The following is a 26,703-nucleotide window of genomic DNA, read 5'->3' as shown; positions in this document are numbered from 1 at the left end:
CAATGTTTCCCAAACATTATTATCTTATGAGATACCAATAATACTATTTAGGCCGTTGAATTTGACCACTACTATCAATGCATCGCCATTGGGCATGATGCGTATCAATAGCTTGTATAGATCTATTAGCCATTCGAATAGCCGCTCTTTTTGCAGTTTGAAAATCCTTACTCATACCCCAGCCCCATCCATAAACTGCTCGGCTTCCAGCAGCCCTACCTAAGTCCTGAATCCTTGCAATACAAGTAGTCCATCGCTTTTTTCTCGGAGGAATAGGAACAGAAATACTCTCGGCAGCATCTCGACGCTCCAAATCTGCAACTTGAGCCTCAAGAACATCTTCTACTCTGGAAACAGAATTAGATTCGTCGCCATCGTTAAAAGCCATCTTCCACAAAGATAAACTAGGATTCATTGTCAATAAAGTTATAACACCAAGCTCTTTATTACTCAAAGCCCCGTTAAAACCTGGTTGGGTAATACGACTCAGGTTAAACCCATTATTACTATTTATCGCTATTGTACTACCAATACTTAAAATACTTATTGCGGCCATTGACGACCCAATAGAGATATTTCCACTTGGGTCGATCATATTGGCCGGATCAGCGTTGGCATATAAGTGCTTATTTAAAGTTATTGGGTTTTCAATGATCCCCATCCAAGTATCCATAGACAACATACGTCCATGACTTTGATCATAGTATCTTGCCCGTAAGTAATAATTATCAAGTGAACTATCATATTGCTCACCAGCAAATAGATAACTATTTTCGGTTCCTCCCGTTGAGTTAGATATTTCCCCAAAAGCTGTAAAGTCCCACGTATCAGTCATGACACTGGAGTCATCAGAAAGTGCTCGTGTAGATCCCAGGCCATCATAGTGGAAGTAACTAGTATTCGTACCTAGTGTCTGGTTGATGAGGTCATGACCATAGGTGTACTGCACTGTCACACTATCGTTCTCTATCTCCTCCAGCACTTGGGTGTAGTCACGGTTTTCATCGAGGATGAAATGGGTGGTGGTGCCTGCTTCGGTTTTACTGGAGCGGATGCCGTTGTGATTGTATGTGTACGTGGTAATTGCTCCTGCATTACCAGTACTTCCGCCATCCATGGCGGTCGTAACTTCAATCAGTTTGTTTTTACCATCCCAGGTGTAGGTTTTTACATTGCCATCCAGGGTTTCGCTTAACGTGTTGCCGTTATTGTCGTAGGCGTAGGTAGTGCCACCGGTTTGACTAAGGCGGTCGTTGTCGTCGTAGCTATACGATGTACTAACGCCATCCACCGTTTCAAAGGTGCGGTTACCTACCCAATCGTAGTCATAATGTGCTCGGTAATCTGCACCGGTGGTATCGGTGAGACAGCCTTCTGTAATAGGGCGTGTCGGCGCATCAAAGATAACGTCGTCTACGAGTCGGTAAAGGGCGTCATAGCAATAGGCCGTGGTTCTGCCGTCTAATTCAGTGATGGTTTCCCGTCGGCCGGTGGCGCTTAAACCATAGTTGTAATGGCTGATCACTGCACCCAAGGCATCGCGGGTATACACATCCGTTAATTGATTAATGGTGTTGTACACATACTCGGTGACTAAGCCACTGGGGTAAGTCAAGGTATGCATATTGCCTACATCATCGTAGGTATATGTACTCGTTTGAGCATTGGCGCCTTCCCCTTCGATCACGTGTTCTAGACGATTGAGTTCGTCGTAGGTGTAGGTGGTTAAGCTAGTGACTTGCCCATTTCTTGTGATGCTAACACGTGTACGATTCCCCACATCATCATACCCATAGTCCATCTGTGTGCCATCGGGCTTCACTTCACGTGTTAAGCGATTACGCACATCGTAGGTATAGGTCGTGGTGCCGTGTTGATCTGTCACCGTGTGTACTTGGTCGTTATCGTAGTAGGTGTACACCTGGCTTTGGCCGTCTTTGCTGTATTGGCTGGCGATCATCCGGCCCATAATATCGTAGGCCGTGGTGATGATGTCGCCGTTAAAGTCGGTGTGCACGGTGGTGCGGGGGCTGCTGGCGGTGGCGCAGTTAATACCGGCATTGGGCTGGCAGCCTTGGCCGTCGTTATAGACAAAGCTTTCGCTCATCCCTTCGGGCAAGGTTCTGGTAAGCACGCGGCCAAACAAGTCGTAAGTCCATATAGTGGTGTGACCATTGGCATCGGTTTGAGTGAGGCGATTACCCGCTTCGTCGTAGGTGTAACTGGTGGCGGGTACTGCCACCCCCTCGATCGTTACTTGAGGTGTTACCGACGTGAGGCGACCGAGGTCATCGTAATCAAACACCGTAGCGCGATTTTCTTGGTCGATGCTGCGGGTACGGGTGCCCATAAAGTCAAAGCGTTCTGCCATGCGTGAAGCATTGTGGTATTGCACCTCTATGCGCTGATCTAATTCATTCAGAATATAGGTGGTGGTGCGGTTAAGAGCGTCTGTTTCCGTGTGCAGTTCACCGTTGGGGTAGTAGGTGAAGCTGTGTACTTGGGTGCCACCATCAATATGGCGAATGACTTGGGTACGACGTCCGGCAAGGTCGTAGCCATATTCGGTGCGGTTGCGTTTCTCGTCGTATTCATTCGACACCCAGCCGTGTTCGGTGTAGCGGGTTTCGGTAAAGGTGTTATCGCTTTCGTTGCGCACAAAACGCAGGCGACCGGCATCGTCGTATTCGTTGCGAGTGACACGGCCAAGACGATCCGTCACGGTCTCCAATAACCCTTCTGGCGAGTAGGTACGCACTTCTTGTGTGCCGTCGGCGTAAGTGGTTAGGGTCAGGCGGCCATAAACATCGTAGACCATGTCCGTCCAATTGCCGAAGCGGTCCCTTTCACGATCCACATTACCTGCCAGGTCGTATTCCGTTTCGGTATAGCTGCCATCATGATAGGTGGTGCGAGTGCGGCGATCGCGCTCATCGTAGCTATAGCTTGTGGTTTCGTTAACAACGACGCCATTCACCGTTCGCTCACGCATTTCTGTGGCGAGGTTATTATTAGCATCATAGGTATAAGTCACAGTTCCGGTAATTGGATTACTTTCAGTGTGCTTTTGCCCCTCGTTAACATGATCTATCGGGTAATAGGTGTAGGTCGTCGTCAGACCACGTAAATCCGTGGTGTTGTCCACTAAGCCCTGATTATTAATCATATTGACCGCCAGAGGTGTGCTCACAGTGCCCGTATCGGGGTCCGTCACTGTCGGCGAATCCACCTGGGTCAAGTTTCCCGCAGGGTCATAATGCATGGTGTAGCTATGGTTGCGCTCATCGGTAATCGTACCTTCTTGACCGAGGGCATTGTAATTGGAGTAGCTCACACACTCGCGTTCGGGGTTACACGATTCGGTGATATCGTCATTATCGTCATGAGGTGTGGTCCATGTGCTTAAGCCAATAGTTCTGCTCGTCTGGTTATCACGGCTATCGTGGCTGTAGCTCGTTACAATATCGGCCGCATAGCTGCCATCACTGATAAGCACGGTTTCTGTCTGCACATTGCCGCGCTCATCGTAGCCAAAGAGTGTACTGCGGCCATCCAAATCCACCACGATGGATAGGCGAGCAGCAGTATCATGATTGAAAGATTTCTCCACACCATTTTCATCTTGCTGGCCAACTAAACGACCACTGTCATCATAAATATTGCGAATTACACGGCGGTTAAGCGGATCAATAATATCCAACAAACCATGATTGCGGTTATAGGCATAACGGGTTTTGGCATCGTCGCGTTCTGTTACGGAACGCAGGTCACCATTGGCGTTGTAATCATATTCAATGCGTTGACCTTGGGGATCAACCACCGCCGTGATGCGACTTTGGCTATCGCGCTCAAAGCCGATGGACTTCCCTGCCGAGTGCACAATACCGGTATCACTGTAGGTGATCGTATGGCCATTAGGATCGATCACAAATTCGATACCAAAATCCTGATTGATCACATACTCGTAGCCATTACGGGTTGTTAGGCGATAGCGATTGATGTTGTAAGGAGCAATTTCACCTGGATCAGCACTTAAATTACCATCGTTGGTATTAGTCAGGTAAAGGTTGAAGAGGCCTTCCCACTCCAGAGTGGAATCAGTATTGCCAATGGCATCAAAATGCAATGTTGTAAAACGAGCGGGTGTTAAAAAGCAGTTAGCATCGGCAATAGAAGCAGCTCCGCCACCTACCATTTGTGGGCGCACGGCAAATTTGTGCAACTCTCCATCAGGCAGTGTGACCGTCACCTTTTTAGGCTGACGGGGATAAATACAGGTGCCACGGGCAACAAAAGGCCCAGATCCAGAATTAAACGGCAATACACGTTCTTCCCAGTACCAACCTTCCGTGGGCTCTGAGCTTTCATCAAGTTTTAGGTCTTGATAAGACACTTGCCAACCGTAGCCAAAATCCAAAGATTCGTGACGGCGGCGAGAGTCGTAACTGCGCTGCACCCGAATAGGAATGCCCGCCATTGGAATCTCTAAATCCAGTATGCTAAAGCTAAAGTTGCCCACTTTTAGATCGCCATCAAGGGTAATTAACACGCTGGCAACACTGGTTTCGCCATTAATATCGCTGGCCTGAAGAGTGATAATGTATTGACCGTTGGTCATTACAGAAGGATCAAGTTGTGCCAGAACGCCACCGGTAACATTGCTAGACCCACGATTAAGAATTTGGAAGTCCTGTGTATTGGCCGGAGCAACGGCAACAATGTACTCCGCGAGGTTGGCATCATTAACCGAGCCAGTAATATCCATCGGCGCCAGCACTTCAGAGTTATCAGTTGGAGAAGTAATACTGACCACGGGAGCCTCTGTGTCATTGGCATCACGCACAGTAAAAAATGTGTTCGCTACAACAGTTTCTTGAGCATCGGTGACGGTGGCTCTCAGGGTATGAACCCCAGTGCTATCACCGCTGATCGCGGCGCTATGGTTGACGGGGTCAAGGGCGACAACCGCACCGTCCACTTCCAGTTGTATCGCAGTAACTCCTCGATTACCGTTCACCTGAACTTGGACGAGAACCGTCTCACCAAGATCAATATTCTTTGGGTCGACAAAGATATTGGCGGTAAGAAATAGGTCAGGGTCCAGCACTTGTAGGCTAAAAGTTTGTGTGGTGCTAAAAGTACCATCGGAAACTTGAACCCTCACTTCGTGAGCACCCGCTTGCTGTTTTGTTGGCAGCCAGTTGATGGCGTTGCCACTCATCGTCATGCCTTCAATAGTGCTAAGTAGCTGGTAGGTCAGTGTATCGTTATCGGCGTCAGTCGCAATAACGCTGTAACTATAGGCTTCGCTATAGAAAGCATTGAAAATAGGTGTGCTGACAATCTCCGGGGCACTATTACTAGCGGAGCTTACCTCTAAGTTAAAGCTAGTCGATGCTTGTCGTCCACGTGTATCAGAGGCGATTAGGCCAATACTGTAGCTGTCCACATCTGTATCATTGGTCTGCCATTGAATAGCGCCAGAGCTGGCGTCGATAGTCATACCTGAAGGCGCTCCTGCTGCTAACGCATAAGTTACAGGGCGACCGTCTGAGTGAAAGGCTGTGACAGAAGCTTGATAGAGTTCGCCAGCTGCAATACTGCTATCAACGGGAGAATCTGTGATGATAATGTGCTCATTCACCACCGTGACATCAAAGTTTTGTATAGTTATGCCACCAAAATTATCTCGCGCTTCAAGACTGACCGCATGAGTTCCCAGTTGCGTGGCAGAGGGGTTCCATAGTAGCGATCGACCAAATGCAATCATATTCTGTGGACCGCTGAGCAGTCGGAAGAAAACATTATCATTGTCGGCATCGCTAGCTGTCATGCTGTAGTTGTAATTGTTCGCTGCAACCCGAGCATAGTTGATGGGCACCGAGGTAAATACCGGTGGTGAATTAGGCACAACAGTAATATCAAAAGTTTGTGTCACAAATGCGCCGTGACCGTCATGTTGGTAGATTTCAACGGTGTGTGTACCTACTTGCTCCGCTGTTGGTCTCCAATTTAACGTATTGGTCAATGTCATACCTGTGGGGCCCTGACGAAGTTCTGGTCGGCAGGAACATGAATCCCCTTCAGGATCTTCTATCACGTAGTGATATGTATAGTGATGACCTACCACCGCATGAGTGCTGGGCACCGAGGTAAATTGCGGCGGCTGATTTGCGGCGACACTAATAGTAAATGACTGTTGTGTGACACCCCCAAATTGATCTGCAGCTTCGATAATCACAGGAAAGTCACCCACTTGTTCTTGTGTGGGTGTCCAACGAATATAAAACGACAGGCTGTTGACGATAGTCATGCCTTCGGGCCCGCTGACAAGGCGGTAGCTTAACGTATCACCGTTAGCATCATTGGCAACATAATTGTAACGATATGAATGATTAGTGATCGCCGTGGTTACAGGCGTACTGGTAAATTGCGGTACTTGATTAGGTTCAATGACCAAAGTAAATGACTGTGTGTCAGTGAGCCCTGCTTGATCACGAACTTCCAAGCTAATAGCATAGTTACCTGTGGCATCCGCAGGTACATCCCATTGCAGGAAGCCACTTGCATTGGCGGCATTATTTTGATTAACGAAAGCCATACCCTCTGGCCCGCTAACAATCCTAAAAGTTAAATCATCACCCTCTCCGGTAAGAGGCCAACGATCAGCATCTGTCGCTATAACTCGATAAGAATACTGGCGTCCAGCAAAGCCTTCTGTTAAAGGCTCAGTAGTAATTTCTGGATAGCGGTTTTGGCTAGCATGAGTGCTAACTCGATAACGCTGTGTATCTGTGGCAGAGCCATCACTTACCTCAACCTCAACCCAAGCTTGTCCAAAGTTGCGAGGTGTTTGCCATGTAATAAGACCGTTTGCGTCAATCGCCATTCCTTCAGGCGCATCCAGTAGGCTATAACTCAAGGCATCGTTGTCAGCATCTCGCGCTAGCAGCGTATAACTGTAATTTTCATTGGGTATGGCAAACATTGATGGACGCGAGACAATCAGAGGGGCTAGATTATCCGAACTCTGTCGAGGAATAGCCGTTATCGACACTGTCTCAGTCAAGTTAGCAGTACTAACGTGCACAGTTTCTAAAGACGCACTCGCTTGAAAACACCACCTCGCTTGGCCAAGAATATCGGTGGTAGCGCTATTGTCTAGATCAGTGCCATTAACGCGATATTGAAAACTCACTTGCGTTTGTGCAACGGGTACATTCGCCGGATCAGTCACCAGCGCTTCTACACAGACTTGATCACCCATAGCGGGTGACTCCAGTGTCGTACTAATATTCAAGTTTGCTGAACTTACGCGACCTTGCAAGGCTAATCCACCTAAATAACCATAGGACTCTTCCTGTCCATAGCCATAAGAATAGAGAGTGAAAACGTCATCACCTGTAAAAACGAAGGATTGCCCCATTTCAACGGGGATTTGGGCTCCGACAAAATCAGTGTTTGCCGTATCCTGCCAAAGCGCTGGATCCACAGGAAAATTGTTCATAGTAATAGAAAGATGGGAGCCACGCTTAGCCAAGATATTAAAATAGTTGCGCGGAAAGCGCGTGGTGCCACTTGTCACAAGATAAGACGTTAGGGCTTGCTCGATGGATGGGACAGTTATCATGAAAGGATCACCATAACCATCAACACCGCCATCACTTTGGAGACCGTTGGAAAATTGCGCTAGGGATGCCGGCTTAGAAGTGCGAACAGATTGTGCTTGAGGGGTCTGCCATTCATAAAATTCACCAGCATTAAGTTGAGCAACATAGTTGTCGTTAATCACGACATAGGTATTATCATAGGCGGCCAACACTCGGAAAGTGTCTCCCCCGCTTCGGCCAAAAAGTGGGAGAGTTTCATAACTCGCGCCCCAGCTTTCGATAGGAATTAATTGCTCCACAAGATGGTCGCAGAACAGCGCTTGTATAGCCGCACAAACATTTCCAGAAAAGACGGCAATGGGCTTATCGGCAGAAATTAGGCTACCAGCAAGTTCGGTATAGTCTTGTGCTTGGGCGCCTACAGGCGTTCGCACTTGGTAGCTCTGCCCTGCATTGAGCATCACTTGGTAAGTCTCACCTGCTGCATGATTTTCGACATCTGCTCTAGGTGTAACGTTAACAATAGTATTATCTTCAGTGGCAACAAAGCCAATATAGTTGCCAAATGAACCACCGAAATGCCCCGTGTTGTAGAGGGGGTCAGTCCACGTCATGGTCATATATTCTGTGCCTAAGGCATCCACAGGCAGTATCAGTGCCGCATCTGTTGTTTTTGGGGATTTATTATTGATTGCAACAGAGACATTACGATCAGACGTTAAATGAAAGCCCAGATTCTGGGTTCCAAACACATTATAAAAAGTCGTATCAAGACCGAAGGCCTGCGCAACATCGATAATCTCCACAGTCCCTGCGGCAATAGCAACAGAATGGGTAGAACCTAACAACGGCATCGCAATGTCGATTTGCGTATCTTGTTGTGCAGCAATAGATACGAGTGTTTCAGCAGTGCCTGAATTACTATTAAACATAAACCAAAAATCGCTGCCTAAATAGGTAACAGGGGGCTGCTCAGAAACAACGTGCAAGGTGAAACTTTGTTGCACAGATAAACCAGAAGGGTCACTGGCTTGAAGAACAATAGGGTAGACACCTACCACAGGGTTAGCCCAAACAAGTGCCCCTGCAACCGAGTCAACCGTCATCATCTCTGGGCCGTTTAGGAGCGTTAATGTTGTGGCATCGCCATCGGGATCAACAACGTTTACAGGGTAGCGATATTCACTTGCTTCGGCCACGACTGTAGGTGCTTGACTGACAATTGTGGGGGCTTGATTAGAGGAAGTTACGGTGATAAAAACATTAACAATATCAGAGTCTAGCTCACCATCATTCACATGAAATGTAAAAGCATCACTACCGCTGAAGCCACTGTTTGGAGTGTAGGTAAAAATATTTTCTGAACCCGACAAAACACCATTGGCTGGCTGTGTGTCTATTATGTAACTCAAGCTACCACTTTCTATATCAGAGCCAGTGAGTGTAATTGTTAACGCACGACCTTCCTCTGTTTGCACAGATTGAATATTAGCAAGTGGTGGGTCATTAACAGCGGCAACGTTTAATGTCACGGTTGCCACATTCGAATCTGCCGTACCATCATTAACAATAAAAGTAAGGCTATCTCCACCATTGAAATTTTCATTTGGTGAATAAGTTAAATTCGGAGCAGTGCCCGTTAGGTTGCCATTAGTTGGTTGAGTTTGTAATGAATATGTTAATGCGTCCCCATCCACATCAGAAGCTTGTAAGGTAAAGGCAACAGACTGATCTTCGGTAGCGTTTACCGTGCTATTTATGGCTTGTGGAGGGCTATTGCTTGGCGGCGTTCCATCAATATTCAAAGGATAAAGGTGGCGATCCCGCCCGAGGCGGCCATCATCTACTGAAACAACAATAATGTAATCAACACCATCAGCGGCACCCGGTGTCCATTCAACCACACCAGTATTTGATATCGTCATGCTGGGAATATTAGGAATAGATTCCACTTTATAACTTAATACATCGTTATCGGGGTCAATAGCATTAAGTTCATAGCGATAAAGTTGCCCGGCAAGCGCAACTTCCGAAGGGGATTTATTGGTAATTTGCGGTGGATTATTGGTAGGGTCGATAACAGCTAAATCATATTTTAAATAGGCAACGCCAAGGCGATTATCTTCTGCACGCACAATCACAGAATATTCACCAATCTGATTGGTCGCAGGCGTCCAGTTTATGACGCCTTGGGAATTTATTGTCATACCGGTAGCAAGTGGCTCGGTATCTACAAAAAATGTTAACGGGTCGCCATCGATATCACTTGCTTGAATGTCAAAAGAATAAGTTTGATTAATAGGTGCTTGGACAATAGGTTCTGCAGAAATAACGGGGGCAGTATTACTTGGATCAGTCACTCTCACATCCACATATTGGGACGCCTCTAAGTTTTCAGGATCATTGACAATAATTCGATAAGCATGATCACCCACATCTGCAACTGTAGGCGTCCAGGTAATAAGCCCTGTATTGCTTATTGCCATACTAGGCGGTTTAAAATCGAAGTAATAATTTAATGCACCGCCTTCAGGATCAGTAGCGTTGAGCTGGTAGGAATAAGTTTGGTTAACTTCTATTTCACTTGGTGCATTACTGGTAATTTCTGGTGGCGCCGCAAGTAATCTTACGGAAAACAGGGTAAACAAAAAAATACTTTTTGCTATTAATGAAGGTCTCATACCTATACCTTTACATCCTTAATAATTCCATTGGCGAGGCCGAAATTAAAGCCTCACTCCTTATATTTTTCTCAATATTTTTAATATTTAAAAAGCTTTATGACCGACTAAAGGTCAAAGCAGAATATTATTTAATTTTTTTATGGCCTGACATACATCATTAGTTATAGTTTTTTACTAGAAATAAGCTTTTAGCAACTTATTTCTCTGCGCACGGCTCTATCGTCCAAGTAACAGCCTAAGGCTTGATACTAGACGAAATCGCAAGTAGAAAATGGGTAAAATCAGGAAGAAAGACTCCTTTCTTTAAGCTTTTATATGCTCACATACTTGGCGTATAAAATATATTTATATCCTTAATATTTATCATGATTCGTATTTTACAACACATTATATATAAAAAACACCCTCATACAGAAAAATAGTGTCGGAATATTTTACCCTTTTTACCTCCCCTTTGCTCTTGATCAATATTTCATAAAAGTTGTACCATCTGCCGAGCAATATCCCGCATTCTTAAGTTCAAGAGATAGTAAAATACGTTTGCTACGCTCGCTCTCTGTCACAACAACATATTGTGGAAGCACATTTTTTACTTTCCCCCAAGCAATAATAGTCACCCCATTATCTCGGCCTTTTAAATAGAAATCGATGGCAAGTAGAGATACACGGTGTTCTCTTAATGCTTTTTTTGCAGCGCTAGTATCACTACAGTATAAATCGGCATGGTACACACCACGTTTGCTTACAGCTACTCTCATAATAGCGCCCCTTTAAATACTAGAAGTATGTAACAATATAATTAAGCAAATATAATGGATTAAAATTGAAAGCTCTATGTTAACGTTTGCCTATACAAAGCCCACTAATCTCACTATTTATTTCTCATAACACTAAAAAAAACACGATAAAATTCGCTGAGAATAGCTTGATCATCAGCTTTATTTTTTTCAGCCTCTCCAGGTTTTGACAGTTTCTCTTTAGTTTTAAAATAGTTCTCATAAATAAATATTTTGTATTTCATTTTCCCTCCAATTATATTTTTAAAAATTTACAGACAAAAAAAACCCCAGCTGTTTACACCAACCGGGGTTTATCTAGTATCCGGAAGGCCGTAGCCCTCCTAAAGAAAGCTACTTACATCATTTTTTCACTACCACTGACATTAATTCTTTACACCAATCTAGACGACGATATTTACCTAAGCGCACTTGTAAGATCTGCTGAGCAGCACGCATATTAAAATGGCGCTTACGCTTAGATAAATGATGTCGGTTTTGAATCTTCATAATGTTGTATCGTTGTATTAGTAAATATTTTTTAACTGTAAATTAATATGGTAGTGGCTACAAGCCAAGTTTAAGCAGCGCTAAAACCAATTAGTAAGTAATGTTATATAACATTTAGCGCCATTCTATTTATTTAAGTTGATAAGTAACCTATCGCGCACATATGCAATATAAAAGACAGAGGGCATTAGAGAAGCTTTGATAATAAATCAAGTTTTCCCTACCGGTAAAATCACGCTATTCATTTATAAAATTTTAATCTAAGCCTCATTCAATAAATTTTCTCTTACAACTCTCAATTGCTTTACTAAAGCTCTCGCATTTCCTGTGCTTCGCGGAATAAGCCCTTCCATGGGCAAAGCCGCTCTCGTACTTCCTGTACTTCGCGGAATAAGCCCATCCATGGGCAAAACCGCTCTCACACTTCCATGTGTTCCGCGCAATAAGCCCTTCCGTGGGCAAAAAAAAACCCGGAGAGGCGTTGGGCCTTCCGGGTTTTTTTAATGAAAACTTAAGATCTGGAAGGCGCTCTGCCTACCAAATTTCTTTTATTTAGCAGGCAAGGATAAACGATTAATATGCCACTGGCGTTTACGCATCACACGGATCGCATGCAGGCAGACATTGTTTATGTATGAATATAAGTGAATCATCATGACGTTTATCGTGTTAAATATTAGTGCCGAGCCAAATGAAAGTTTATTTGTCGAGCATTATATGACGGCTGCTCTCAATTGCCAAGGGAATTAGAAGCTTAAATTGTATGGGCCTCAATTAGAGGCACAATCGTAAACAAGATCCAACGAGGTGCATGCACCTTTATGTGGGCTTTTATATAGAGGGTTCTGATATTTTCTCGATGTACGAATCTTATTTCGAAACTCTTCGAAGCTTAGGCCAAATTTTGTTAGAGCACTCTCGACTTCCTTTTGGGCAGATTGTCGAGCTTTGAACAACTGCATTTGCACACGACTATAGACATTCACGGCTCCGTCGCCACTGGTCTCAATGGGTAGGAATATTGCATTAGGATGCAACTCAGTGATAAGTGATTGCACACCATCAGAGACTGCACTGGAAGGCATACAACCGAAAGGCTTGATGCTTAAGGTCATATTGGCTTTCTGATGTAAGACATTTTGAATCAACTTACCTACTTCCATATGACCCTCGCCACCACGTAGATTGTTGTCATAATACTTGTGACTAATCTTAGCGATCTCATCCATATTAGGAAGTTTATAGTTTTTGAGCCCCAGTAATTTTGCATAGCTGTAAAATAAAGCTCGAACAACTTTGTCACCGAACTTCAACATTAATAGGCGCTTGCGTACATCCACATTCTCCAAGGCAAACTTACTTCCTTTATCGCCACCTTTATCAGTACCTTTTAAACGCGCGCGATCCTCCGTGTCGTATTTAGCACACCACATTAAATACAGCGGCCAAGCTATGGCTAGTTGAATATCCACTTCAGCGCCTTCCTGCTCCAAAAAGGACTGCATTTTATAATTACCATCACCCTCTGTTGTCATCGCCCAAAATTCACCAATAATGGCTACTTTAGGTTTTACTTGGGTGCGGTCAACAGGTATAGCTTGCAACTCTTTGCGGGAGGTTAGCAGTGCGCGCAACAAACCTTTGTTTGTTTCCATAGCCTTAGCAATTCGAGCTTTGGCCCGCTCAAGGGTGGCTTCGGTTTGCCCAGGATTTATTTCATAGGGACGAATGCGGTATCCCAGAGCATTGAGAATATCTCCTACTATCACCGCTTTCACCATGGAGAGAAAAAACTGCGCATTGATTTTTAATCCTAGCTCCTCACCAGTGGCTTGCTTAATCCCACCGGCCTGCTGTACCAACAGCACGCGAAAACCTTCAAAACCCGCATCCCGAAGCGCTTTACGATATTCTGTTACGTAAGTACCAAACCTACATGGCCCACAAGAGCCCACTGTGGCAAAAAGGTAATTATTAACGATTTCTTTTTTAGGAATCCCCGACGCTTCAAGCTGTTTAAGTTTTTTAATCAAGTTACCCACCGTAAAATAGGTGGGGTTACATTGACCGCGATTGCCAAACTCACGACCAAACTGCAAGGCTTCGTTATCGGGCACCTCCATAGCTTCAACCTTATAACCCAGTCCACGAAATGTAGACTGTAGAAACAAGTCGTGAGCCATGGTTAGGCCTGCGTGTAAAATTGTCGTGGAGCTTCTTTGCTGCGCAGTGAATTTTCTTGGGTTGGCATCGCGCCAATGCTCTTTTGTTTCACTATCGAGCCCTAAGCGCTGACGCTCATCTTCCTCAAAACTAAGCACCTGCTCATCAATATTTTTAAGAAAAGCATTGGGATCTAGCGTTTGCACTGCATCTTGTTTATCAGTAGTCTGGCGCATGTTAATTTACCTAATCTCTTCTATTAATCTATTTGTACCGCCTCAATTAATTGAGGGGCATTTAATATTGGCTCGACAATCTTCGGTTCACTTATGGTAACGGAAGGTGACGATAGTTGTTCAACTTGATGTTTTAATTTTTCAATTTCGTTAACGATCATTTGATCGTTGCGAATTTCTTGAGGGGCAGCCTCCAGCAGAGCTAAACGTTTAGCCACCAAGTTTTTCTCCAGTTCTTGGCAACGCAGGTGCTCATCTTCTAGCTTTTCTTCCGCCAGTTTCAAAGTATAACCGTATGTTTTGACACGAATTTTAATAGAACCAGAAGGTTTATTAGCATCGATATCGTGAAGTGCAGAGTAAGGCGTACCATTGGCTCCAACAATACGATCAACCAAACCATAAGTCGGCGCATCATGCCCGCATTTAAAGCTTGATAGATCTAAAATTGCCACATTGGGATGGCGGGAAGCAAACTTGGTCGCCCAAACTTTTTGCACACTGTTAACACTATAATTTTCTGGCCAAATGTCGTGAATTTCTAATGGAGAGTCTACATGTTTTTTCTCTAGATCTTCGGCAAAATAAGGTTTTAGATATTCGCTATCTTTAGGTATAGAACGCAGAGAAAGAATGGGATAACCCAAGGCTTGATATTCTTCTAGAACACTATGATTCATTCCTGGATCATTATGATAGGGGCGGCCTGTCATAAGTAACGCAATGCGATTTTGCGAAGAGACTTCCTCTAAAATCGCGCGGCCTTTCTCTTGCATCATACTGTCGAACGATGCCAGTGCTTTATATGCTTGATCAATAGCAAAATTATTTTCATCTTCAGTTATTTCAAGCAGCTCTTGAAATTGCTCAAACATTTTCTGTTTAATGAGTAAAGGCTCATTCAAAGATACAGCAGTATCGTAGTACTCAATATTTCGCTGAGCGAAAAAGTCCGTCTCTTTAGTGAAAGTCGCACCAATAACTTTCGGTGTGCCCGCCACAATGGGGCAACAAGCCGTATCCATCACACCTTCAACAAAAGTGGGAATATGAGTAATAGAGGGAAAAAAGATGCAGTCTAACGGCTTTTTCTCATGATGGACAAATAACAAGTTATGTATATGAGCCTGAACTACTTTAGCTGGATAACAAGGGTCGACAGAGCCATACTTGCCGCCAGCCTGCCATAATTCTTCACTAGTATCATCAGAAAAAACCACATTGCGAGGTTTAATGCCTAAAGTCTCAAAGTAGGCGCGCCAAAACGGTCCGGTGCTCCACATATTTAAAGCTTTAGGCATACCGATCCTAAGCTGCGAGCGTTTTTCCTGCGCGTCTTTAGAGGAGCGAAGAAAACCACGAACATAAGGCTTATGCTTGATCTTACCAAACCAACTTTTTTCTACTTTAATATCTTCAATAGCACTATGTTCTTCTGGCAGGGGTTCTGTTTTGTAAAGAGGCTTAAAATTCCATGTAGCTTCGTAGTCAACTAAATTGGGGTAAGCCCGCATGCGCTCTCGTCGCTTTTTATTTAGTTGCCGCAACGCATCATAATCTTCCACTGTTCCTTTTTCACAGGAAAAGCCCGAAATATAACGCGCTATTTCCTTAGTAGGCGTTACCGCATCAATAAAAGTACGCGAGCAATCGTTAGCGCAAAAATGACAGCGCGTACTTTCGTCATTGCGGGTTTCATATTTTAAATTAATCGCTTCTGTAAGACCGACAAAGGTAGAGTAGCCGCGTCGATTAACTACCCTGCGAGCCTCAAATGCAGCACCTAGTGCACCCGCTTCACCAGTGTGAGGATGGACATGTACTTGTGCTTCTGGTACTCGCTCACAGATGTAATCTACCTGAGCTTTTACGGCTGCTAAGTTCTTTTGTGTTCCACCTTGTAAAACAAACACTTTACCTAGTTCAGCCATTCTGGGAATCTGTACCACATATTGCCAGATATTTTTAGGCAGAACCAAAGCGAGACCGGCGAGTAACTCTTCACCGTTGTATCCTTCTTTTTGAAAATTCACTCGATCAGAATCAAGAAAAACAGCACAGCCATAACTAAAAGTTGGAGAAAGGTTCGCACTGAAGGCTTTTTCAGAATACTCTGTTACCGGTACACCGAACTGATCTGCCATTGCTTGTAGTAACATACCGTTACCAGCGCTGCATGAGTTGGATAGACGGAAATTTTTAATCGTTCTATTTTCCATAAAAAGAACTTTAATATCTTGTCCACCCACATCACAAATCACGTCTACATCGGGAAAATAATGTTGAGCGCTTTTCATATGAGCGACGGTTTCAACAATATTAGCATCGGCATTTAAAGAGGATTCCATAATATCCCCGGCATAACCGGTAACACCAAAACCGAGAATATGTAAAGTCGAATCGTATTGCCCAGCCCAATCTTGTAAAGCACTGAACATTTCCTTCATATCTTCTAGAGGGTTACCTTTAGAAAGCTGATAAACTTTTTGTAGAATTTCACCTTGCTCATCTAGTAACACACATTTACTTGATGTTGAGCCACCATCGAGCCCAATATAACCAGAGATAGTTTTTTTATAAGGTATTTTGGCCGCATCAAACGCCGGGAGCTGATATTTTGTAATAAACGCTTGTGCTTCATCATTGCTACTAGATAAAGGGGGGCCTGCATCATCACCTAGCTGTTCTTGGCGCCCAACTAAAATAAATTCTTGTAAATCATCTAACCCTTTAAATATATCAAATTTATTTTCCACAATACCAAATAATACCGCTCCATAAGCCGCATAATATTCAGAGTTTTCCGGAGTAAAAATAAGTTCTTCAATTGGCACATCTTTAGGATAGTCGTACTCACGCTCCAACCAGGTTTCGGGAATACGGTAACGCCAACATTCTTTTAAGAACGGCAAATAGGTGTTAGGACCACCAAGTAATAAAACTTTTGCTTTAAGAGTATTACCACGAGTAAGTACAGATAAGTTCTGTCCTACAATCGCATCGGCGAGAGAACACATAATTTCTTCAGCAGGAATGCCACTCTTAACCAGATTGACAATATCTGTTTCGGCAAATACACCACACTTAGCTGCTACATGATGAAGTTTATCAGGATTAAATTTTAATTTTGCCAGTTCATCCTGTGGTAGGCCAGCTTTAATCACACACTTGTCAATAGTGGCGCCGGTACCAGAAGCGCACTTGTCGTTCATCGATGTTATTGCGCGCTTTTCACCTGTTTTGGTATTCTCTTTAAAAATAATGATTTTAGCATCTTGCCCGCCAAGCTCAATTACACTAGCGACATCAGGATGTAATTCCTCTACCGCTAGAGTTACGGCGTTAACTTCTTGAACGAACTTCGCCCCAATATGTGGCGCGATCGGCCCTGCACCAGAGCCCGTAATAAATGCTTTAAAGTTTGTGGTAGGAATATTTGGAAATGCGGCAAGGATTTCACCAAGCATTCTTAAAACACATTCTGCTTGCTTGGTTTCGTGACGCAAATACTTGCTCCACACAATTTTCTTTGATTCTTCTTCAACGACAGCAATTTTAACTGTTGTTGACCCAACATCAATACCGAGCAATAATGTATTATTATCCATAACTTTCTTGTGGTTATTGGTTGATAATAAATAATTCTGAAACTTTTATAATATACGTAAGCAGTTATAAGCGCTAGAAATTGCGCATAGATCTACTTTTTATTATCAATACTATCAAAATTGACACGTGAAACAACAACGAAACATTAACATCTGATGCATAAAAATGCTGTGCTCACATTACTATGCTCTTGTTCACAAAAGCACCTATCATTGTCCTCTAATAAATAGCCAAGCCACCCAGTTAAGAACAATCGTTAAAATACGATTTTTTACATAAGTCCTTGCTCTATTCATGTTTAATTAACCCATGAAGCATTATAATGGTGCTAATTTAGTGCTTATAATGCAGCCAAAGTTACATATAGCTTTCACGTAAAAGTTGTAAGCCTACCGATACTAGGAAGCCATCTAGATGAGATCTTCAACTAAGTTTTTTTCCCTTTGTATATTCGCCATATTACAAGGGTGTACATCGCTGCCAAAACCCTCTACTAGCCAATTAGTACTGACTCAGGCAAAGTCTGATGCTGAAGTTTTAAAGTATGTTGAGGCACAGCAAGATTTTTCAAAACGTTTACAACAACAGCAAAATAAACTTTATAGCCGCCACTCTTTTTCGCAAATAGAAGAAGTAGCATTTCTAGCGGATGCGAAATCCGCCCCTTTAGCTAAGTCTGCAGCGCCAGATAGTGAAGGTAATTCTATTACCAATAATCAGGAGGCATCTGTTGACGAAGGCGGTATTGTTAAGCGTTATGGCAAATATTTGTTGATTCTTAAACGGGGAAAAATCTATGTTGTGGAAACCAAAGACCCGCTAAGAAAAGTGGGTGAGTTCAATGTGCAACAAACAGAAAAACATTACGACTCGTGGTATGATGAATTATTAATTTATAAAAACAAAGTTATCGTGATTGGCTATAGCTATGCTCTCAATGGGAGTGAGTATCAGTTTTTTACTATCGACGCTGATGGTCAACTTGAACATGATAAAACATACTTAATTAACTCGTCTGACTATTTTGATCAAAGTAATTACGCTAGCCGCTTAGTGGACGGTAAGCTGGTTTTTATTCTCAAAAATATGCCAGTTAAGAGCGATGCAAAAGAAGACTCGGATGATGATGCGAATTTAGTATTACCTACAGTAGCCACACTCAATAAAGATAATTCTTTAACTGACTCACGAGACCTCTTTTCTAACCATACCATCTACAATCCTCTACTAGGCACCTACCGACCTCACATGACTTCTGTGGTGGTTTGTCCTCTGGATGAAGAGAACTTTGAGTGCTCTGCTACCAGTGTTTTTGGCGGCTACTCAGCAGACCACTACGTATCAAGAAACGCAGTATATGTATGGAATTCAGGCAACCGTCATGTACTGGCCTTACCCGAGCTGGTGGATGATCAAATCACGGACATGCTCAAACTGGGCTATTTGCAAGAAGATGAATTATCAGTTGTTTATCGTATACCCTTGCCACAGGATAACGTCCAGGAAAATAGCGATGTCACAGCGGTAGCGCTCAAGGGACAGCCCCTAGATCAATTTTCATTTGCTGAAAAAGAAGACAATCTATTTTTAGTGACTCGCAGTTATCCCTTAGATAAGGAGCATCCTTATAGTGATATTCATACACCCTACCCACTTGAGACTTATGCTCTATCGATTCCCCTATCCGAGTTTTCTAACACTGTACCCCACATCCCAGAGGAAAACTATCTGCGATTAGATCCGCAAAACTACGGCAGCCATTGGGGAATGGTCAATCGTTTTGTAGGAAATTATTTACTTTTCTCTCACGCTTCCACAAATAATATTCCACAATCCTTGTTAACCATTGCAGATCCCCTGAATTTTCAAATAGTGGATAGACTTGAGACAGAGTTTAATATTGCACAAATCTACCCAGCAGGGAAAAATGCGGTTTTACTCGGTAATACTATCAAAGAAAACACTTATTCATCAGTGACTGCTACTTTACAGCTGGAATATGACGCTCCCATTATGATTGATGCTTATTCGCAAACAGGATCTCATTTGGCAGAGTCTCGCAGTCATAGTTTTTTCTACCGGCCATACGAAGCTGGAGGTATCGCAGGCTTTCCTGTTGGTCGACCAATGGAAGGTAAAAGCTATAAGCGCGAAGGAGGGAAGTTTTTTCAACGAGAACCCATTGTTGATATGAATTACCTCACTTTGGATGAGCAACTATTCATTCAACCAGCAGGCGCACTTGAGGGTGATCGCACAGTTAAATGGTCAAATCCCAACAAGTGCACAGTGTCCTGCACGGACTGGTATGGCTCTGCCCGCCCCATATTTATTGGAGATCGTATATTCGCTTTATTGAAATATGAACTGATCGAAGGCTATCTTTCGGGTGGTTATGTAATAGAAAAACAGAGAATTAATTTTGGGGCCAGTGATTAATCAACTGGGCCAATCAACATCTTGTTATTACTTTAGCTTCAGTTCTCACAAGGCTTGATAGTCAAATCCCTCTTTTTCATGGCAATTCCTTTAACAATACGTTTTGCCAGTTTATTTTTCACATAGGGCCAAATACCAGAAGCAGGTTTATCTAGGTAGGGAAATACTTTGTTTTTAAAATTATTGGGGGCAATACCATCGTTAATACCTTGGCCATGACCACCATTAATCATTGTTGTAGTTAACTGATTGATAACTCTTTCTCCTGGCACCCTGCCACCACTTCGAGTGTGAGGTTTATTGTCTAGCATGGAACTCTCAATATCAAAGTAGCCACTTGAACTAAAGGGTTTAGCAATATCGATCACTAAAAAGTCATTTACCAATAAATCGACCAACACTTTGCCCCAATCTTTTGACCAGTCTTTCATCTCATCGAGACCATCAAGATAATCCAAGTTTTCTTGCAGGCGTGCCTGATAGCGAGTTTTATTTTCAGGCTTTAATGAAAAGGTGTCTTCACGATTATAATAAGGCCTTAAATCCTCCTCGTTAACTAAGGTCACCAATCGGCCATTACTCACTTCTGGTCGTCCAACTCGATCCATAATCGTCTCGTGTTTGTCGCCTTCTAGGGTTTGTGTAATCTCACCAGCAACCGCAAATAGACTGCCTTTATGAAGGTGGGTAAGTTTGCTTATATCGAATTCCAAAACGATACTCAGCACATTTAAATTGGACATTTCATTAGAAGCATTGGAGGGCGGAATGCAGCGATCGAATAACAAGGTTTTAAACCAAGAGGAATCGAACAAAAAAGGGTCTTCTCTTTTACCGGCAAACACTCGTATACCATCTTTTTCTTTCCCACTTTCATCGTTGACATTGCGCTTGATCGACTCATCCAAAGACGATCGACAAGTTATCGAATATTCTTTCAGGTCGTGAGGCGTTAAAAAACGACAGTCAAAACGATATTCCTTATCAACAATATTAAAGCGAGATTCAAGTCCCATTCCAGTTATCTCGACGGGTTTAATGCGAAATCGATATGTCAATTTATCAGAGAAATGAGCCCTCGGCGGCACAAAAGGATATGAATTTAAAATTAGTACGAGACGTTCCGGATTCTGTGGACTCATAAAAGCATAGAGATCACTAATATCCACCAGTGGGTTTTCAAAATATATATCGCCATCGACATGATCCGTAGCAAAAGCAATCGATGACAATATTATTAGTGAAGTAATAGCCGCTTTTACAACAACAAAAAGACCATCGGAAAATATTTTCTGAATATACAATGCATCTCTCCATGCAAAGCCTGATACAACATTATATAGGTTCGAATACTACAAACTGAAAAATATAATATGAACGCCTATGTCATATGCGAGATATCAAAATAGGTCTGCTTTATGATAATAGAATACATAGCATAACAATCAATTGAAATTCGAACAACTCATTGCACGATATTAGAAGCTGTTAACAGACGCTAGTTAAGAAATAGGAATGAGTGAAAAAATCTAGTGACTCTAAAGAGCCTCAACAATATCGATCTCTTGTTCTTGATATTTCAATGTGACAACATCGCCGTACTGAATTTCAGGGATTTTTTCAGATATAACTTCTATTAAGGAATCTGACTGGAAATGATTAATTTTTGTCTCGGGATGCGGGTAGTAGATATAACCATTAAAACTACTATTGCGGTATAACAATTCGCATTGCGAAAAAGAAAAGTCTTCTGATGAGAAACCTTCGGCCCAATGCACGGAGCGGAACGTGTACTCTGGGTTCACGCATTTGAAAATATAAGGGGCAATAGATAAATTTAATGTTCCAGGAAAAAAATTAGAAACATCTAAGCCGCGACGCTGAAAGTGAGGTGTTTGCATTTCAATCGTCCCTCTTGGGTAAGGCGAAGTCTTAGACTTACCAGAAGCAACACCATGTCCTTGCATCACTATAGTTTTTATTAATTTTATCATCTATTTTTATAGCCCAAGGCAATAAAACTTATGCCAACTTTGTATTGAAAAAGTCTACTGGGCGATTCTAACTCGATTTAAATGTGTCGCAAACATAATTAACCCGGCAGGAATTTATGCCGGGTTAATGAACAGGTTAAAATTTAGTGGGCGCAGGCGGTGCTTTCATTGCAGGCGCAGGAGAAGCAGGTAGCTCTTTTAACAATTCGTTAACCGCACGCTCTATGGAAGGGTCTTTGCCTTGGTGGATCAATTCAGGACGATCCAATACTTCTATATCCGGTGTAACACCTTCGTTTTCTACCGCCCATTTACCTTCGGTATCAAGAAAACGAAAAGTCGAAGCAAGCACCTGCCCACCATCAACAAGCCTGGGGTTGCCAGATATACCAATTAATCCGCCCCAGGTGCGAGTGCCGATAATTTTGCCAAGACCATTTTTACGGAAGTAATAAGGCAAAGCATCACCACCCGAACTGGAATAACCATTCACTAGCATCGCCTTCGGGCCTGTATGCTGATAGAAAGGCGTCGACAATGGTTCTGTGCCACGGCGTTTCCAATAATTTAATGGCTCCCGAGATAACATAGCAATCATGTGCTCAGGAATAAAACCACCGCCATTGTAGCGATCATCAATAATTAACGCTTCTTTATTAATTTGTGGTAAAAACTGTTTAAATAACTCTCGATTACCGTCAATCGCTGTATTGGGTAGATGAATATAACCTACTCTGCCGTTAGATAATTTATCAACATAGGCCGCGCGAGAAGCTACCCAATCGAGATAGCGTAAGCTTGTCTCACGTTTTATAGGTTTTACTAAAACATCACGAGTATTTTTACCGTTGGCCGTTGCCGCAACGGTTAAAGTGGTTATTTTACCAGCGGTATTCTCCATCAACTGATAGAAGTTTTTAACTGTATTACTTGCAATCCCATTCACCGCTAAAATAAATTCACCCTCGCTAACATTCACACCAGCTTGGGTTAAAGGAGAACGAAAATTGTCATGCCAATTCTCTCCTCTAAATATTTTTTTGATTTGGAAATTTCCAGAAGTATGCGAGGCTATTTCAGCACCGAGTAAACCACCTTCGATACGTTTAACAGAGGGTTCGTCGCCAGATTGGACATAAATATGACCCGCATTCATCTCACCGGCTACTTCACTTAAAATAAAGTCTAAATCACTGCGGTGAGCAGCATGAGCAACTAAAGGCTGGTATTTATCATAGATTTTTTGCCAGTCTTGACCGTGCATGTTGGGATCATAGAACCAATCACGTAGGGTACGCCATGCATCTCTATACATTTGTGCCCATTCGATTTCAGGATCGATACGCATGTGTAAGTGTTTAAGTGAAAGACGATTATTCTCAGGTTTTTGCTTCGCTTTCGCATCGATAATTGAGAAGTCTTTACCTTGTTTCACCAGCACTTTTTTACCACCAGCGGCGAGGCGATAGCTATCAATTTTGCTGGCAATCACTTCACTCTTGGCTTTTTCATCAACCGTCACCAATGTCAGCTTACCACTGCCGCCATTGCCCGCAATCACCAACACGCCCTCATCATTAGCAGATAATTGCTGATAATCTCCGGCTTTAGCCACGAGAGCAACTGCATGATCGCGCATTTTCTTAGCGTTGAGGGTAATCACCTGGGCTTTGTCAGACTTTTTATCTTTTTTACCTTTGCCATCTGTGCTTTTAGCCTCTCCCACTTCGTCGCTGCTAAGTGCGCCAGGCATAGTGATAGTATCATTGAGCGGCGCGGCATATATTCGGGTGGCGTCGTGATAGAGATAATTAAATTCATAACTTGAAAAATTTAAGTTGTAATCACGATTTGATAAGAAATAGAGATAGCGTCCTTTAGGATCAAATACGGGTGAAAAATCAGAAGTCTGATTATCACTTAACTTCCGCGTGCTATTAGACTTACTATCATACAACCAAATTTGCGCCAAACCGTTTTGAGCTTGCTTGACATAACCTAAATAACGTCCATCAGCAGAAAATTGATACTCTTCTATATCACCATAGCGGCCACGATCCACTTCTACTGCTTTACCATTGATCGACATCACCCAAAGTTTTTGATTGGCATCAGACCAAGCCAATTTATCAGAGCTTCCGGACCACACGGGAGGAAATAGCCAAATGTTCGAATCTTTGGTTAGCTGTTTGGCGGTGCCTTTACCATTTTGTGAGCGCATATAAATTTCGTACTCACCACTGGCATCACTTAAGAAGACAATATTTTTGCCATCTGGTGACCAACTCGCACTGATTTCTCGAGCGCTTGGTGTGTTAGAAATATTGCGCGTGGGGCCATTTTTTTCAGGCACCGTAAATAGCTCACCTCTCGAGGCAAACAGTGCCCGTTTACCATCATGAGATAAATCAAAGGTATCGGTAAAAGCCGCGACATTTTTGAACACTGGCTGACGATGGGGCCGAGCACCCGCTACCTTAATATCCATTTTTTCCGCTTTTTCTGAAGCGGGATCAAAGCGGTATAAATAGCCACCATTTTGATAAACTACTGCATCAGGGCCGGCGCTAGGCCAGAGCACATCAAACTCTTTGTGGAACGTTTGTTGTACAGGCTCTCCATCTTTTTGATACCGATAAAGATTAAGGGTATAGGCACGATCGGAGGCAAAGTAAATATTATCTCCTACCCAAACTGGTTGCTGATCTGTTGCTCTACTGGTTGTCAACTGCTCGCTAGTGTTATCGTTGAGATTATAAATCCAGACATCCTGCGCGCGGCCACCACGATGACGTTTCCAAGTACGCCATTCACGGTCGATAGGTGTATAGAGAAGACGATTACCATCGGGCGATAACATACCACCGCCGCCTTCAGGCACCGCCATATCTTGAGCCATGCCTCCTTCTACAGGCACCAACATTGGCCGTCCCATGCGTGGCCCCCAAGGTAAGCGGTTGCCGCGTACAAGAATATTCTTGCCATCAGGCGTCCAGTCTAACACCCGATAGTCAAAACCACCTCGTGGTGGCATTTTACCCACATCGTTATAATAGGTGAGCTGGGTTAAATCACTGCCATCAGCATTCATTACATAGACCTGACGATTGCCACTGTATTCGGCGGAAAAAGCGATTTTTTTACCATCAGGTGAAAATTTAGGGAATAATTCCGAACCTTCATCGGAAGTCAATTTCGTGGCTAAACCACCCTTAGTTGAAGAGATATAAATATCCCCGCCATAAACAAAGGTAACATAGTTTTTGTGAATATCAGGAAAGCGTAGTAATCGTGTTGAATCCTGAGGCGTCGCTTGCACTTTAGCAAACGATACGACACCGCTTAATAAAGCACCGAGTAAAAAAATATTTTTATATTTCATCTTATCTTCTCAGCAGAAATTCCATAGTCGTTGATCTGTTAATGAAAGAGCTCTAAATAGACTGGAGCTTGTTAGCTGGCCCCAATTAGTTGCTGCTCATTCTACAACGGTCTGACAAGCTCTTGCATCAAACTCCACGAGCTTTATACGACAGGAGGAGTGGCTCTATCGATCAAAGGGCCAAGTCAGAAGGTTTAAGTAAAAGGCTTAGTTAAAAAGCCAGCCAGCCCATTTTATATACGTAACTAATCAACATGCCAAAGCACATCAATACGATCATCGGTTTAAGGATACTAATGCGAATGGAAAACAAAACATTTGCGCCAAACCTGGCCCCGATGAACTGTCCTAACATCATTAGAACACCCACCTGCCACACGAACTGGCCTGCAAATAAAAATACTATCAGCGAAGCAATATTGGTTGAAAAATTTAACGGCTTTGCCTGCGCCGTCGAACTCACCAATCCATAGCCCCGTAAAGACACCCCTGCCAAAGCAAAAAAAGAGCCAGTGCCGGGGCCAAACATACCGTCATACCACCCTACCAGGGGCACGACAAACATACGATAAAGCCGCTCGGAAATTCTCGGCTGACAATCCTCTTCTCTTACCTTAGGACTGAACAAAAAATAACTGCCGATAAAAAACAACACCACAGGAATCACAAAACTCAAGGTCGCCGCGTCGATTAACTGCAATGCCAAAGTGCCCAACACAGAACCAATAAAAGCACTTAACATCAACCAACGTATCCCCTGCCAAGATGCCTTGCGTTTGCTAATCACCATATACGCCGCTGTCGCCGTTCCCATAGTACTCTGCAACTTATTAGTTCCCAAAGCCATAAGCGGAGACATACCAGAGAGAATCAACGCCGGCGTCGTCAACAAACCGCCGCCTCCGACTAAGGTATCAAGAAAACCTGCAAGCAAGGCAACGGCAAAAAGTATGAGATAGAGCTGGGGAGTAAGGTCGGCGAATTCCAATGGGGAGTGATTCCTTAATATCTAGTTTTGTTTTGGGTATTTTACATTAAAAATATGTATATTTTTATAAACTCAGAATGTCGCCTGATGGCGAGTTACTTTTCTTGTATGAAAACCATCCCCGGATTCCACCCTCCGGGCGACTGCGTCGTACAAAATTATTCCCGTTTATTTTGCTGAACAAAAGTCGTAATTTTTAGGGCAATCACACAGGATGTGTGATTGAGGTATGGAGAGCCATGGATGGCTCTTTCATACCGACCTGAAAATTACGACTTTTGAGAAGGAACCCGCAGGGCAAAATAACAGGGT

General features: G+C 43.3%; 12 protein-coding genes. 1 reads left to right on the top strand and 11 read right to left on the bottom strand.

The genetic code is table 11. The annotated features are described in order from the left end of the window. Positions 1 to 43: 43 nt before the first annotated feature. The 7 genes from BVC89_RS02045 to BVC89_RS02030 all read right to left on the bottom strand — a co-directional run bounded on the left by BVC89_RS02045 (position 44) and on the right by BVC89_RS02030 (position 17,587). Positions 44 to 10,291: an Ig-like domain-containing protein gene (locus BVC89_RS02045; protein ID WP_086929639.1), complete on the bottom strand. Its 10,248-nt coding sequence runs from the start codon at positions 10,289 to 10,291 to the stop codon at positions 44 to 46. Between the two features lie 467 nt (positions 10,292 to 10,758). Then, on the bottom strand, positions 10,759 to 11,052 hold the full coding sequence (locus BVC89_RS02040; RefSeq protein ID WP_086929638.1) for a hypothetical protein: 294 nt from the start codon (positions 11,050 to 11,052) through the stop codon (positions 10,759 to 10,761). Positions 11,053 to 11,165: 113 nt separating this feature from the next. Then, complete coding sequence (locus BVC89_RS29510; protein ID WP_158657749.1) at positions 11,166 to 11,315, bottom strand: hypothetical protein; 150 nt, start codon at positions 11,313 to 11,315, stop codon at positions 11,166 to 11,168. 118 nt (positions 11,316 to 11,433) lie between these two features. Then, positions 11,434 to 11,580, bottom strand: coding sequence for a hypothetical protein (locus tag BVC89_RS29505; RefSeq protein ID WP_158657748.1), 147 nt, complete (start codon positions 11,578 to 11,580; stop codon positions 11,434 to 11,436). 260 nt (positions 11,581 to 11,840) lie between these two features. Then, entirely contained in the window at positions 11,841 to 12,002 is a 162-nt protein-coding gene (locus BVC89_RS29500; protein WP_158657747.1) for a hypothetical protein, read from the bottom strand. A gap of 348 nt (positions 12,003 to 12,350) precedes the next feature. Continuing rightward, positions 12,351 to 13,979 (bottom strand): 2-hydroxyglutaryl-CoA dehydratase, encoded by a 1,629-nt coding sequence (locus tag BVC89_RS02035; RefSeq protein WP_086929637.1) that lies wholly within the window; start codon positions 13,977 to 13,979, stop codon positions 12,351 to 12,353. Positions 13,980 to 14,002: 23 nt separating this feature from the next. Next, positions 14,003 to 17,587 carry a BadF/BadG/BcrA/BcrD ATPase family protein gene (locus BVC89_RS02030; protein ID WP_086929636.1) on the bottom strand — a complete coding sequence of 1,195 codons (3,585 nt, stop codon included), beginning with the start codon at positions 17,585 to 17,587 and terminating at the stop codon, positions 14,003 to 14,005. 415 nt (positions 17,588 to 18,002) lie between these two features. On the opposite strand from BVC89_RS02030, the gene BVC89_RS02025 reads away from it, so the two are divergent. Next, positions 18,003 to 20,027 carry a beta-propeller domain-containing protein gene (locus tag BVC89_RS02025; protein WP_086929635.1) on the top strand — a complete coding sequence of 675 codons (2,025 nt, stop codon included), beginning with the start codon at positions 18,003 to 18,005 and terminating at the stop codon, positions 20,025 to 20,027. Between the two features lie 38 nt (positions 20,028 to 20,065). Here the strand turns inward: BVC89_RS02025 and BVC89_RS02020 are convergent, their stop codons facing one another. From BVC89_RS02020 to BVC89_RS02005, 4 genes are all read right to left on the bottom strand, one after another. Then, a complete protein-coding gene (locus BVC89_RS02020) occupies positions 20,066 to 21,331 on the bottom strand; it encodes a DUF4331 family protein (protein WP_086929634.1) in 1,266 nt (421 codons plus the stop codon). A 234-nt stretch (positions 21,332 to 21,565) separates the two neighbouring features. Next, positions 21,566 to 22,021 (bottom strand): hypothetical protein, encoded by a 456-nt coding sequence (locus BVC89_RS02015; RefSeq protein WP_086929633.1) that lies wholly within the window; start codon positions 22,019 to 22,021, stop codon positions 21,566 to 21,568. A 136-nt stretch (positions 22,022 to 22,157) separates the two neighbouring features. After that, complete coding sequence (locus BVC89_RS02010) at positions 22,158 to 25,403, bottom strand: S41 family peptidase (RefSeq protein WP_086929632.1); 3,246 nt, start codon at positions 25,401 to 25,403, stop codon at positions 22,158 to 22,160. Positions 25,404 to 25,614: 211 nt separating this feature from the next. Then, on the bottom strand, positions 25,615 to 26,391 hold the full coding sequence (locus tag BVC89_RS02005) for a TSUP family transporter (RefSeq protein WP_086929631.1): 777 nt from the start codon (positions 26,389 to 26,391) through the stop codon (positions 25,615 to 25,617). Positions 26,392 to 26,703 lie beyond the last annotated feature (312 nt).

The sequence above is a fragment of the Agarilytica rhodophyticola genome (assembly GCF_002157225.2).
Classification (GTDB): domain Bacteria; phylum Pseudomonadota; class Gammaproteobacteria; order Pseudomonadales; family Cellvibrionaceae; genus Agarilytica; species Agarilytica rhodophyticola.
The sequence above is the reverse complement of the archived record's forward strand: the minus strand, read 5'-3'. Positions and strand labels throughout refer to the sequence as shown.